Raw genomic sequence first — 13,425 nt, 5'->3', positions numbered from 1 at the left:
TTTTAGAAAGCGGACATTTTAACTTTGCCAAAAGCGGACATTTCTAATTTGCCTTTACACACCCTACGTTACGCAACGGTCTCGATGAGAATTTACGCCACCGAGCGGACACAATAGTCCGTCATCGCCGCCAGCACGCCCGGGTCTTCCCCGACCGCGCCCGCAACCGTCAGGCGCAAGCCAGGATGCGCCGCCCGCAACTCCTGCGCCAGCAGCGGCAAGTCACGCAGCAAATGCCCGCCCTGCCCCAAAAACACCGGCACGATCGTCACCTCGTCGACACCGTCGGCCACCATTTCGGCCACCGTCTGCGGCAAGCGCGGCTCCATCAGTTCGAGAAAGGCGAGGCGCACCGCGCACTCGGGCAGGCGCGCCGCCGTCAGGTCGCGCAGGCGCTCGAAGGGTGCGGCCCACGAGGCGGCGCGCGCGCCGTGGGCGAACAGGACCAACGCTTTTTTCATCGGCGCCATTAGTGCCGCTCCACCCAGCGCAGCGCGCCGATCGCCAGCAGCAGGAACAGTAGGCTCGGGGCCACCGCCGTCAGGAAGGCCGGCCAGGTCGAGAGCATGCCCAGGTGCGAGAACAGCGAATTGATCAGGATGAAGCCGACCCCGATCATGATGCCGATGAAGATCTTCAGGCTGACGCCGCCGCTCCGCGTGTGCAGGTAGGCGAACGGCAGCGCCAGCGCCATCAGGACAAAAATCGCCAGCGGGTCGACGATCTTCTTCCAGAAGGCGATGCGGAAGCGTTCGCTCTCCTGGCGGTTCTCGACCAGGTGGCGCGAGTACACCGCCAATTCGTTGGCCGACATGCGCTCGGGATCGCGGCGCGAGACTTGCAGGATCTTGGGCGTGATTTCCGAGACCAGGTCAAGGCTGGCAACCTGGCGCGTGGCGACCGCGCTGGTCTCCTGGCCATAGGTGCTCTGGATGGTCTGGCCGGCCGGCACCGGCGCGCCCGGCGCGGGCAGCGTGCGGCTGTTGGTGAACAGGGTTTCGCTGACCTCCTGCAGGCGCCAGGTGCCGTTGCCGCTGAAGGTGGCGCTTTTCGCCGTGATCAGGGCGCGCATGCGCATCATGTTGTCGAATTCGTAGAGGCGCACGTCCAGCAGCGATCCGTCCGGGCGGATCGTGCGCGCGTTGAAGAAGCGCGAACCGGTGATCGCGCCGCGCGCGCCGTTCGCGCCTTCGGCATGCAGGTTATCCTTGGTCCACATCCCCGAGCGGAATTCCGAGGCGAGCGTGCTGCCGCGCGCCGTGGTGCGCACCTTTTCCGCCAGCGGCGCGGTGCGCGGCGTGATCAGCTCGCCGAAGATGAACATGACGACCACGAACACGATGCCGATCTTGAACAGCATCCAGCCGGCCATGCGCGTCGTCATCGACGAGGCGCGCATGATCGTGAATTCGGAGGTCTGCGCAAACTGCGACATCGCGTAGATGGTGCCGATCAGCGCGGCGACCGGCATCACTTCATACACGTGCGCAGGCAGCATCAGCGCCACGTACAGCAGCGCGTGCTGGAAGCTGTAATCGCCCTTGCCGACCTGGGGCAGCTCGCGCGTCAGGTCCATGAAGGAGATCAGGCCGAGGAAGGCGATCAGGACGAAGACGACCGCCTGCGTGATGTTGACCGCAAAGTAGCGCTGCAAGACTTTCATGAGGGGACTTTCATCGGGACTCCACCTGGGCCTGGGTCGAAACCGGCGCCTTCTTCAGCAGGCGCTTGCGCTTCCAGGCGTTGATCAGCACCAGCGGGTGGTAATGGTGGTTCACGTTCAGGCGCCACGCGAACAGGCCGACGACGATCAGCCCCACGACCAGGTGCAGCGGCCACCAGGCGAGGGCGAAATCGAGCCGCTCCTTCTTGACGCTGGCCTCGACCATCTTCACCAGGTTGTTATAGGTGAAGAAGATCAGCAGGGCGAGGATCAGGTTGGCCGAGCTGCCGGCACGCGGGTTGACGAAGCCGAGCGGGATGGCCAGCAGGATCAGCACGAAGCAGACGATCGGCTGCGAGATGCGCGACAGCAGTTCGGAGCGCGTGTACTGGTTGTTCACGGCCAGCAGCGCCGGCGTCGACAAGGCGTCGAGCGGCACGTCGGCGCCCAGCACGGGCACGCTGGTCGCCACGCGCATGCTGTAGCGCTCGAACTCCATCGACTGGAAATCGGCCTGGCCCGGCACGCCCTGGTAACGGCGGCCGTTCTTCAGCACCAGGTACTGGCCGCCCTTGCCGTCGGCCTCGATCACGCCTTCGCGTGCGACCACGACCGAGCTGCCGCCATTGGCCTGGTTGGTGCTGACGAACACGTTCTGCACCACGGTCGATCCGTTGGCGCTGCCTTCGACGAAGAACACGCGGTCGGCGGACGAGGACTCGCGGAACTGGCCCGGCGCCACGCGCTTGAGGTCTTCGCGCTTCTCGAAGCGCTGGATGAATTCCGCGCTCTTCATCTTGGCCCAGGGCGCCACCACCAGCGACACCGCCCCCACCAGCAGCACCAGCGGAATGCCGAAGGTGAGCACGGGACGGATCCACGCGAGCAGCGACTGGCCCGAGGCGAACCAGACGACCATTTCGGAATCGCGGTAGCTGCGCGTGACGGCGACCAGCACCGAAATAAAGCTGGTGAGGATCAGGACAGTTGGCAGATAATTCAGTGACTGAAACGCAATCAATGCGACGACGTCGCCCGATGCGACCCGTCCACCCGCGGCCCGGCCGAGGATGGCGATCAGGGTCCAGGTGACGCACACCGTGAACAATACCGTGAAGGTTGCCCCGGCTGCGCTGGCCAGTTCACGATGCAGGGCGCGATGGAAAATCATTCGATAGTTATAATTGCAGGTTGAGCAGTGGTCGTACAGCCGTTGCAGACCCGGCGCACAAAACGAAACGGAGAATCAAATGGACTTTAGCATAAAAGCATTCGACACCAAGAACACCCTGAACGCGGCCAAAAGCGGCTGCGTGGCGGTGGCGGTGTTCGAAAATAAAAAACTGTCGCAGGCAGCGCAAGCCCTCGATCAGACGGGCGAAATCACTGCGGCACTGAAGTCGGGCGACATCACCGGCAAGGCCGGTTCGACCCTGCTGCTGCGCGGCGTGGCCGGTGTGGCCGCGCAGCGCGTGCTGCTGGTCGGGATGGGCGCCGACGAGGCGGTAGGCGAAAAGAATTTCATGACCGCGGTCGGCGCGACGCTCAAAGCCTTCGCGTCGCTGGGCGCGGCGGACGCCATTATCGCATTTCCAATGACGGAAGTGAAAGAGCGCGACCCGAGCTGGGCCACGCGCGCCATCGTCGTCGCCGCCACCGAGAGCGAATTCCGCACCGACGCGCAAAAGAGCAAGAAGGACCCGGCCCGCACCGGCGTGCGCAAGATCACCCTCGCGCTGCCGCTGGCCGACGGCGCCGCCAAGGCCACGCTGGCGCAAGCGATCGCGATCGCCAACGGCATGAACCTGACGCGCGAACTGGGCAACCTGTCGCCCAACATCTGCACCCCGACCTATCTCGCCACCGTCGCCCGCAAGCTGGCCGACGACCATGGCTTCGACGTCGAAGTCCTCGAGCGCAAGCAGTTAGAGGCTCTGAAAATGGGTTCCTTCCTGGCCGTGGCCAAGGGCAGCGACGAAGCGCCGAAGTTCATCGTCCTGAAGCACATGGGCGGCAACAAGAAGGATGCGCCGGTGGTCCTGGTCGGCAAGGGCATCACCTTCGACTCGGGCGGCATCTCGATCAAGCCGGGTCCCGGCATGGACGAAATGAAGTACGACATGTGCGGCGCCGGCTCGGTGCTCGGCACCTTCCGTGCGATCGGCGAAATGGGCTTGAAGCTGAACGTGATCGGCATCGTCGCCACCTGCGAAAACATGCCATCGGGCCGCGCCACCAAGCCGGGCGACATCGTCACCGCGATGAACGGCCTGACCATCGAGATCCTCAATACCGACGCCGAAGGCCGCCTGATCCTGTGCGACGCCCTCACCTACGCCGAGCGCTTCAAGCCGGCCGCGGTGGTCGACATCGCCACGCTGACCGGCGCCTGCATCGTCTCGCTGGGCCACCATAACAGCGGCCTGTTCACCCGCCACGACGCCGCCCACGACGCCCTGGCCGACGAACTGCTGGACGCCGGCAAGGAAACCGGCGACGGCGCCTGGCGCCTGCCGATCGGCGAGCAGTACAACGAGCAGCTGAAGTCGAACTTCGCGGACCTGGCCAACATCGGCACCCCGGGCGGCGCCTCGATCACGGCGGCCTGCTTCCTCGAGAACTTCACCCGCAACTACACCTGGGCCCACCTCGACATCGCCGGCACGGCGTGGAAGAGCGGCGCCGCAAAAGGCGCGACTGGGCGTCCGGTGCCTTTGCTGACGACGTTCCTGATGAACAGGGTTTGAATCGGTAAGACGAAATGAGAACGGGCCGCTTGATGCGGCCCGTTTTTTTGCGCAACGATTTGCGGACGCATCATGGCAACAATGAAATATTATTTCAAATGCCGTTCGTTCATGAAATTTTATTTCACGCTGAAACGATTACGACACCGGCGCGAAGCGTGGCACCAGCAATCCGTCAACCTCGATGAGTTCGAAGAACACCGACTTCGGCCGTGCCCAGATCGAACCGTCGTGGGCGCGGTAGATGATCATGGGCGTGAGGTCGGCCTCGAGCGTGGCCTCGCAGACCAGCTCGTACAGGCCACCCTTGTAGTGGCGGTACTGAATCACGACGGCACCATCAGGCCTGTTCGGCCGTGGCCTTCTGCTTCTTCTTCAGGCTCTGGATGACCTTCAGCACGCCTTCGATGCCGGTGTCTTCGTCCAGGTCGCTGAAGGCGTCGAGCACCTCGTTGAGCACGCGGTTGCGCACAGCAGCCTCATCCGGCTGCACCGCCTTGGCGGCGGCTTCGGCGCCGGCGAACTTCGATGGCGTGGCGTCCGCGGCCTTGGCGCCGTGCGCCAGTGCCGCTTGCCAGATCACCCAACGGCGCTGGGTTTCGTAGACGAGGTATTCCTCGGGCTTGTCTTCACGGCGGCGAACGATGTGGCCATCGCGCTGAGCCCATGCTTCAAATGCACTGCGCATCTCTGTCCTTTTCATATGGGTACGGATACTCGCTATTAAGATAGCAATATTTCACCATAGTACCATTTCACTACTAAAAGCTTTGCACGAATGAATCTCAATCGTGCACCACTGTAGAGCGCGGGCGACACGTGCCGCCAAGTAAGATAGTACAACGCGCGTTATGCAAATACAACTGAATATTCCTTATGAGTAATACTAAGGAAGCGTGACATCTTAACCCTTATTTGTTACATATTGCCAGAACTTATTATCGAAAATGTGGTCACGGTATGAAACGACAATATATTTTAAACCACAAAATTGTCGCGAGAGCACTGCGCTTGCAATTTAGGCAAACAAGATACAACGCTGTTGTAAATACGCTTATCGAGGGTAAAGTTGCAGAATTTACTTCCAGAGTCGATACTGCGCAGCCGCGGCGGGCGTTCCGCCGCGTTTCCATTTGACATTTATCGATATGAAATTAGCTACCTGGAACGTCAATTCGCTGAAAGTACGCCTGCCCCACCTGCTGCGCTGGCTGGAAGCGAACCCGATTGACGTGCTCTGCATTCAAGAGACAAAACTCACCGACGATAAGTTCCCGCTTTCGGAAATTAATGCGGCGGGTTATCAGGTCGTCTATACCGGCCAGAAAACCTATAATGGCGTGGCCATCCTGTCGCGCTATCCGATCAGGGATGTCGTCAAGAACAATCCGCGTTTCGAGGATCCGCAGCAGCGCATTATTGCCGCCACCATCGAGGGCGTGCGTTTCGTCTGCGCCTATATTCCAAATGGCCAGGCGGTCGATTCCGACAAATACATCTATAAACTGGCGTGGCTGAAAGCCCTGCATGAATGGCTGGGCGAGGAAATGCGCGCCCATCCGCAACTGGCCCTGCTGGGCGATTACAACATCGCGCCGGAAGACCGCGACGTGCACGATCCGGTGGAATGGGCCGGCCAGATCCACTGCTCCGAACCCGAACGCGCGGCCATGGCGGCGCTGGTCGATCTCGGCCTGGTCGATTCGTTCCGCATGTTCGAACAGCCGGAAAAACAGTACAGCTGGTGGGATTACCGGATGCTGGGCTTCCGGCGTAATCGCGGGCTGCGCATCGACCATATTCTGCTCTCCAGCGAGTTGGCGAAGCGCTGCACGGCGTGCACGATCGACCGTGAGCCGAGGAAGTGGGAGCAGCCGTCGGATCATACGCCCGTTATCGCAACGCTGGATTAACCTACAACGTCCCTATGCTCAGCGTCGCGTCGATGCTGCTTTGGTCCTCCACCAGCAGCGCCCGCACCGCCTCGCTGTCCAGCGCGCGCGCGAACAGCCAGCCCTGCACGTACTGGCAGCCGTAATCGCGCAGCAGCGCCAGCTGCGCGGCGGTCTCGACGCCTTCGGCCACCACCTGCAGCCCGAGGCTGTTGGCGAGCGCCATGACGGCGGCGACGATGGCGCGGTCTTCGCTGCTCGCTTCCAGCTCGCGCACAAAAGCGCGGTCGATCTTGATCTTTCGGACCGGGAAGCGCTTCAGGTAGGCCAGGCTCGAGTAGCCGGTGCCGAAGTCGTCGATCGACAGGCGCATGCCCATGCGGTTGATCTGGTCGAGGATCTCGAGCGTCTGCTCGCCGTGCTGCATCAGGGCGGTCTCGGTGATCTCGAATTCGACCAGCGCCGGATCGATGCCCGTCTCGTCGACGATGCGCTGGATCGAGGCCACCAGCGCGCGGTGCATGAACTGGCGCGCCGACAGGTTGATGGCCAGCGGCACCGGCGCCAGCCCGGCGCGTTGCCAGGCCATGCTCTGCTCGCAGGCGCGCCGGATCACCCATTCGCCGACCGGCACGATCATGCCGTTTTCTTCCAGCGTCGGGATGAAGTCGTCGGGCAGCACCAGGCCGCGATTCTCCGCGTGTCCCGGCCGGCGCCAGCGCAGCAGCACTTCCAGCGCGTGCACGCGCAGGCTGCCCATGTCCATGATCGGCTGGTAGAAGGGTTCGAACTCGCCGTTGGCGAGCGCCTGGCGCAGGTCCGATTCGAGCGCGCGAATGGCAAACTCGCGCGCCATCTCGCCGTTCATGCGCTCGGTGAAGAACTGGTAGTTGTTGCGCCCGGCCGCCTTGGCCTGGTACATGGCGGCGTCGGCATGGCGCATCAGCAGGTCGACGTCCCCGCCATCGTCCGGATACACGCAGATGCCGATCGAGGGCGAGATGTGCAGGCTGTGGCCTTCGAAGCGCACCGGCGCGCCCAGCACCTCGATGATCTTGTCGCCGATCGCACTGCACTCTTCCTGGCCGCCCATGCCGGGCATCAGCACCACGAACTCGTCGCCGCCCAGGCGCGCCACGGTATCGCTGGCGCGCACCGCCTGGCACAAACGGCTGGCGACTTCCTTCAACAGGAAATCGCCGGTGGCGTGGCCGAGCGAATCGTTGATCGTCTTGAAGCGGTCGAGGTCGAGGAACATCACGGCCAGGCGCGTGCCGGCGCGCTGGGCGGCCAGGATGGCGCGCTCCAGGCGGTCGGCCAGCAGCGCGCGGTTCGGCAGGCCGGTCAGGCTGTCGTGGTAGGCCATGTGGTGCACGCGCGCCTCGGCCTGGCGCCGCTCGACGATCTCGTCCTGCAGCAGCGCGTTGGCGCCGGCCAGTTCCGCGGTGCGCGCGGCCACCCGCAACTCCAGCTCGTCGCGCGCGCGCAGCACGGCGTCGGCGGCTTCGTGCTGGGCGGTGACGTCATCCATCAGCCACAGGCTGCGCCCGCCTGGATCGTCCAGGTCGAACGGGCGGCCCGACTGGCGGCCCCAGAAGGTGCTGCCGTCGGCTCTCACCAGTAAGCGCTCGCTTACCGAGACGCGCCCGGCCGCGAAGTCGGCGTCCGCCTCCAGGTGCGCGGCTTTCCAGGCCTGCGCGTCCGGGTAGAGCGAACGCACCGGCATGCCGGTCATGCCGCCCGGCGCCTGGCCGAACAGTTCTTCCATCTTGCGGTTGGCGTGCAGCGCGTGACCATTCTCGACGACGGCGATGCCGAGCACCGCGGTATCGAAGATGGCCTGGTTTTCCTGCAGCGCCTCGCGCAGCTGCTGTTCGTCGCGGCGCTGGCGCGTGCGGTCCTCGGCGATCCAGACATAGCCTTGCGACAGGTCGTCCGGGTTGACCGGGAAGCCGATGATCTGCCCCCAGATCGGCGTGCCGTCCTTCTTCACCAGTTCCGTTTCGGTCTGGTAGGTCTCCCCTGCCGCCAGCAGCGCATAGGTCGGCGCGGCGACGCCCGCGAACGCCTGCGCGCTCGGGTACAGCTTTTCCACGTGCAGGCCTTCGCACTCGCCCGGCGCATAGCCGAACATCTTGAGGAAGCCCGCATTGCAGCGCCGGATGCGGCGCTCGCGCGTGAACAGGATGGCGAGCGAGGCGTTGTTCAGCAGCGCCTGCAGTTCGCGCCGCGCCTGGTGCGTTTCGCTGACGTCCTCGACGATCCAGATGATGCCGGCTTCGCGCCGTCCCGGCACCATGGCGCTGGCGCGCACGCGCGCCCAGAACAGCGAGCCGTCGCGGCGCCGCAACTGGCAGTCGCTCTTTTCGTAGATCCTGCCCTCGGCAAGCGCGGCGAAGGCGTCGGTGCGGAACGCCTTGTAGGCCTCCTGCGACGCGAACATCTCGCCAGGGTCGCGGTCGGCCAGTTCGTCGACACTGTAGCCGATCATCTGCGCCAGGCGCGGGTTGCATTCCTTGAGCAGGCCCGGCTTGGTGAAGATGATGCCGATCGGCGCATGCTCGAGGATCGCGTTCTGCTCGCACACGTTGGTGCGCAGCGCGGCCTGGCTGCGTTCCCAGGCGCTGATGTCGGTGAACAGGACGATGGTCCCTGGGGCGCCGCAGCCGGCGGGCCCGGGCCTGGCGCGTACCTCGACCGCGATCTCCTCGCCGCCCACGGCAAGCGCGCCGCGCCAGCAGCGCGCAGCGCGCAGGGCCGCCGCCAGTTCACTGGCCGCCAGCGGCGTCGACGCCGCATCGAACAAATCGACCAGGGAACGTCCCCGCACTGCCATGCCGGCAAGCGCCGCCATCTCGTCGTTGGCTGCGACGACGGTGCCGGACGCGTTGCAGGCGCAGGCGGGCGCCGGGATCAGGCGCAGCGCGTCCGCCACGGCCGTGGGTGTATGTACTGTTCTATCCATGCCTGGAAATCCCCGACTGGGCCGCCTCTCAACCGGGCTGCTCCATGTTGCATAGATAATAAACTAGCAAGCCAGGATTCCCTAGCATGGGGCGACAAAAAGCCCGGCGGCTGCACAGGCAGCGGCCGGGCCACGATGGGGCAACAACGCGCGCAGGGTCAGAACGCGTCGCCCGGCACCCTCACCCAGCCTTCCATCAGCACGCGCGCGCTGCGGCTCATGACGGCCTTGGTCACGCTCCACGCGCCGTTTTCCTGCACGGCTTCGGCGCCGACGCGCAGGGTGCCCGACGGATGGCCGAAGCGCACCGCATCCGGCTTGCCGCCGCCGGCGGCGAGGTTGACCAGCGTGCCCGGCACCGCCGCCGCAGTGCCGATGGCGACCGCCGCCGTGCCCATCATCGCGTGGTGCAGCTTGCCCATCGAGAGCGCGCGCACCACCAGATCGATGTCGGCGCTCCCCACCCGCTTGCCGCTGGACGAGGTGTAGTCGAGCGGCGGCGCGACGAAGGCGACCTTCGGCGTGTGCTGGCGGCCGGCCGCTTCGCCGGTATCCTTGATCAGGCCCATGCGCACCGCGCCGTGCGCGCGGATGGTTTCGAACATGGCCAGCGCGCGCGGGTCGCCGTTGATCGCATCCTGCAGCTCGGCGCCGGTATAGCCGACGTCCGCCGCATTCACGAAAATCGTCGGGATGCCGGCGTTGATCATGGTCGCCTTGATGATGCCGAGTCCCGGCACCTCGAGGTCGTCGACCAGGTTCCCGGTCGGGAACATCGCGCCCGCTCCGCCCTCTTCCTCGGCTGCCGGATCCATGAATTCGAGCTGGACTTCGGCCGCCGGGAAGGTCACGCCGTCGAGTTCGAAGTCGCCGGTTTCCTGCACCTCGCCGTCGGTGATGGGGACGTGGGCAATGATCGTTTTACCGATGTTGGCCTGCCAGATGCGCACCGTCGCCATGCCGTCGTGCGGAATGCGTTCGCGCTCGACCAGGCCGGCGTTGATCGCGAACGAACCGACGGCCGAGGACAGGTTGCCGCAGTTGCCGCTCCAGTCGACGAAGGGCTTGTCGATCGAGACCTGGCCGAACAGGTAGTCGACGTCATGGCCAGGGCGCGTGCTTGTCGAGACGATGACCGTCTTGCTGGTGCTGGAGGTGGCGCCGCCCATGCCGTCGATCTGCTTGCCGTAGGGGTCGGGGCTGCCGATCACGCGCAGCAGCAGCTTGTCGCGCGCGGCGCCGGGGACGCGCGCGGCTTCAGGCAAGTCGTCGAGGCGGAAGAAGACGCCTTTCGAGGTGCCGCCACGCATGTAGGTGGCGGGGATTTTGATTTGGGGTTGGTGTGGCATTTTTGTGGGTCCAATTGATAGCGCGGATGGGAGGAACGTAAGGTGGGCGGCTCGTAAGTCAGGCCACTGGCCTGACTTACCCCACGCGTTCAACGCACGTACGATTCATCGAATCTTATTTCGCGATCGACCATAGACCAATTGAACGCGTGGGCGGGGAACCCGCCCACCTTACGGGTCCGTGCGTGCGTTGCGGTTTAGGCAGCGACCGTGGACGACGCCAGGAAGTCCTGCGCAAACCGCTGCAGCACGCCGCCGGCTTCGTAGATCGACACCTCTTCCGCCGTATCGAGGCGGCAGGTCACCGGCACGTCGAGGCGCTCGCCGCTGCGGCGATTGACCACCAGGGTCAAGGTCGCGCGCGGCGTGCGTTCGCCGAGCACGTCGTAGGTTTCGGTGCCGTCCAGCCCCAGCGTCAGGCGGTTCACGCCCGGCTGGAATTCCAGCGGCAGCACGCCCATGCCGACCAGGTTGGTGCGGTGGATGCGCTCGAAGCCTTCGGCGACGATCGCTTCCACGCCCGCCAGGCGCACGCCCTTGGCCGCCCAGTCGCGCGAGGAGCCCTGGCCGTAGTCGGCACCGGCGATCACGATCAGCGGTTGCTTGCGCTCCATGTAGGTCTCGATCGCTTCCCACATGCGCGTGACCTGCCCCTCGGGTTCGATGCGTGCGAGCGAACCCGCCCGGACCGAACCGTCCTCGTTCCGCACCATCTCGTTCTTCAGGGTCGGATTCGCAAACGTCGCGCGCTGCGCCGTCAGGTGGTCGCCGCGGTGCGTCGCATACGAATTGAAGTCCTCTTCCGGCAGACCCATCTTGAACAGGTATTCGCCGGCGGCGCTGTCCATCATGATCGCGTTCGATGGCGACAGGTGGTCGGTGGTGATGTTGTCGCCCAGGACCGCCAGCGCGCGCATGCCGGACAGCGAACGCTCGCCCGCCAGCGCGCCTTCCCAGTACGGCGGACGGCGGATGTAGGTGCTCATCTCGCGCCAGTCGTACAGCGGCGAGACGGCTTCGCCATCGTCGGCCACGCGCGCGAACATCGGCGTGTACACCTTGCGGAACTGCTCGGGTTTCACGCTCTGCTCGATGACGGCGTCGATTTCCTCGTCCGACGGCCAGATGTCGGCCAGCCGGATCTCCTTGCCGCCGCTGTCCATGCCCAGCACGTCCTTCTCGATATCGAAGCGGATCGTGCCGGCAATCGCGTAGGCGATCACCAGCGGCGGCGACGCCAGGAAAGCCTGCTTCGCATACGGGTGGATGCGGCCGTCGAAGTTGCGGTTGCCCGACAGGACAGCGGTGGCGTACAGGTCGCGTTCGATGATCTCTTGCTGGATCACGGGGTCGAGCGCGCCGCTCATGCCATTGCAGGTGGTGCAGGCAAAAGCAACGACGCCGAAGCCGAGGCTTTCCAGTTCCGGCATCAGGCCCGCTTCTTCCAGGTACAGCGAGACCGCTTTCGAGCCCGGCGCCAGCGAGGATTTCACCCAGGGTTTGCGCTGCAGGCCCAGCTTGTTGGCGTTACGCGCGATCAGGCCGGCGGCGATCATGTTGCGCGGATTATTCGTGTTGGTGCAGCTGGTGATGGCGGCGATGATGACCGCCCCATCCGGCATGCGGCCAGGTTCGTTTTCCACCGTGCCGGAGATGCCGCGCGCCGCCAGTTCCGAAGTGGGCACGCGCTTGTGCGGATTCGACGGCCCCGCGATGTTGCGCACGACCGACGACAGGTCGAAACGCAGCACGCGTTCGTAGTCGACCTTGGTGAGCGTGTCCGCCCACAGCCCGGTTTCCTTGGCATAGTCCTCGACCAGCTTGACCTGCTCGTCTTCGCGGCCGGTGAGGCGCAGGTACTTGATGGTTTGCTCGTCGATGTAGAACATCGCGGCAGTGGCGCCGAATTCCGGCGCCATGTTCGAGATCGTCGCGCGGTCGCCCAGCGTCAGCTTCGAGGCGCCTTCGCCGAAGAATTCGAGGTAGGTGGAAACGACTTTTGAATTACGCAGGAACTCGGTCAGCGCCAGCACCACGTCGGTGGCGGTGATGCCCGGCTGCGGTTTGCCGGTCAGCTCGACGCCGACGATGTCCGGCAGGCGCATGTAGGAAGCGCGCCCTAACATGACGCTTTCGGCTTCGAGGCCGCCGACGCCGATGGCGATGACGCCGAGCGCGTCGACCATCGGCGTGTGCGAATCGGTGCCGACCAGCGTGTCCGGGAAGGCGATGCCGTCCTTGACCTGCACCACGGGCGACATGCGCTCGAGGTTAATCTGGTGCAGGATGCCGTTCCCGGGCGGGATCACGTCGACGTTCTGGAAGGCTTTCTTGGTCCAGTCGATGAAGTGGAAGCGGTCTTCGTTGCGGCGGTCTTCGATGGCACGGTTCTTCGCGAATGCGTCCGGATCGAAGCCGCCGCATTCCACGGCGAGCGAGTGATCGACCACCAGCTGGGTCGGCACCACGGGATTGACGAGGGCTGGATTGCCGCCCTCTTGCGCGATGGCGTCGCGCAGGCCGGCCAGGTCCACCAGCGCGGTCTGGCCGAGGATGTCGTGGCAGACCACGCGCGCCGGGAACCAGGGGAAGTCGAGGTCGCGCTTGCGCTCGATGAGCTGTTTCAGCGACGGCACCAGCGCCACGGGATCGCAGCGGCGCACCAGGTTTTCGGCCAGTACGCGCGAGGTGTAAGGCAGTCCATCCCAGGCGCCGGGCTGGATGCTGTCGACGGCGTCGCGCGCGTCGAAGTAATGCAGGTTGGTACCGTGCAGGGGTTTGCGGTAAGCGTTGTTCATGATGATGCTCT

10 protein-coding genes are annotated in these 13,425 nt (G+C 64.7%); 2 read left to right on the top strand and 8 right to left on the bottom strand.

Annotation, left to right across the window (positions count from 1 at the left end; all coding sequences use genetic code 11):
- Nucleotides 1-92 precede the first annotated feature (92 nt).
- The 3 genes from IFT60_RS24545 to lptF are packed head-to-tail and all read right to left on the bottom strand — an operon-like array spanning nucleotide 93 to nucleotide 2,834.
- Nucleotides 93-461 (bottom strand): sirohydrochlorin chelatase, encoded by a 369-nt coding sequence (locus IFT60_RS24545; RefSeq protein ID WP_192056730.1) that lies wholly within the window; start codon nucleotides 459-461, stop codon nucleotides 93-95.
- Between the two features lie 8 nt (nucleotides 462-469).
- Nucleotides 470-1,663 (bottom strand): LPS export ABC transporter permease LptG, encoded by a 1,194-nt coding sequence (gene lptG / locus IFT60_RS24540; RefSeq protein ID WP_192056729.1) that lies wholly within the window; start codon nucleotides 1,661-1,663, stop codon nucleotides 470-472.
- A gap of 10 nt (nucleotides 1,664-1,673) precedes the next feature.
- Complete coding sequence (gene lptF, locus IFT60_RS24535) at nucleotides 1,674-2,834, bottom strand: LPS export ABC transporter permease LptF (RefSeq protein ID WP_192056728.1); 1,161 nt, start codon at nucleotides 2,832-2,834, stop codon at nucleotides 1,674-1,676.
- A 79-nt stretch (nucleotides 2,835-2,913) separates the two neighbouring features.
- On the opposite strand from lptF, the gene IFT60_RS24530 reads away from it, so the two are divergent.
- The gene (locus tag IFT60_RS24530; RefSeq protein WP_192056727.1) at nucleotides 2,914-4,410 is read left to right on the top strand and encodes a leucyl aminopeptidase; all 1,497 of its coding nucleotides are present in this window, start codon (nucleotides 2,914-2,916) and stop codon (nucleotides 4,408-4,410) included.
- Nucleotides 4,411-4,548: 138 nt separating this feature from the next.
- Here the strand turns inward: IFT60_RS24530 and IFT60_RS24525 are convergent, their stop codons facing one another.
- Together IFT60_RS24525 and IFT60_RS24520 are read right to left on the bottom strand one after the other, a co-directional pair.
- On the bottom strand, nucleotides 4,549-4,737 hold the full coding sequence (locus tag IFT60_RS24525) for a DUF1653 domain-containing protein (RefSeq protein ID WP_192056735.1): 189 nt from the start codon (nucleotides 4,735-4,737) through the stop codon (nucleotides 4,549-4,551).
- Between the two features lie 13 nt (nucleotides 4,738-4,750).
- A complete protein-coding gene (locus tag IFT60_RS24520) occupies nucleotides 4,751-5,098 on the bottom strand; it encodes a phiTE_015 family protein (protein ID WP_192056726.1) in 348 nt (115 codons plus the stop codon).
- Between the two features lie 460 nt (nucleotides 5,099-5,558).
- Here IFT60_RS24520 and xth point away from each other — a divergent pair, with 460 nt between their 5' ends.
- Nucleotides 5,559-6,323 carry an exodeoxyribonuclease III gene (gene xth, locus IFT60_RS24515; protein ID WP_192056725.1) on the top strand — a complete coding sequence of 255 codons (765 nt, stop codon included), beginning with the start codon at nucleotides 5,559-5,561 and terminating at the stop codon, nucleotides 6,321-6,323.
- Nucleotide 6,324: 1 nt separating this feature from the next.
- On the opposite strand, the gene IFT60_RS24510 is transcribed toward xth, so the two are convergent.
- The 3 genes from IFT60_RS24510 to acnD all read right to left on the bottom strand — a co-directional run bounded on the left by IFT60_RS24510 (nucleotide 6,325) and on the right by acnD (nucleotide 13,414).
- Nucleotides 6,325-9,267, bottom strand: coding sequence for a bifunctional diguanylate cyclase/phosphodiesterase (locus tag IFT60_RS24510; protein ID WP_192056724.1), 2,943 nt, complete (start codon nucleotides 9,265-9,267; stop codon nucleotides 6,325-6,327).
- Between the two features lie 158 nt (nucleotides 9,268-9,425).
- On the bottom strand, nucleotides 9,426-10,616 hold the full coding sequence (gene prpF / locus IFT60_RS24505) for a 2-methylaconitate cis-trans isomerase PrpF (RefSeq protein ID WP_192056723.1): 1,191 nt from the start codon (nucleotides 10,614-10,616) through the stop codon (nucleotides 9,426-9,428).
- A gap of 197 nt (nucleotides 10,617-10,813) precedes the next feature.
- Entirely contained in the window at nucleotides 10,814-13,414 is a 2,601-nt protein-coding gene (gene acnD / locus IFT60_RS24500; protein WP_192056722.1) for a Fe/S-dependent 2-methylisocitrate dehydratase AcnD, read from the bottom strand.
- Between the last annotated feature and the right edge of the window lie 11 nt (nucleotides 13,415-13,425).

It is taken from the genome of Massilia sp. CFBP 13721, from assembly GCF_014842025.1.
Lineage (GTDB): Bacteria > Pseudomonadota > Gammaproteobacteria > Burkholderiales > Burkholderiaceae_D > Telluria.
This window is presented reverse-complemented; position numbering and strand designations above follow the sequence as displayed.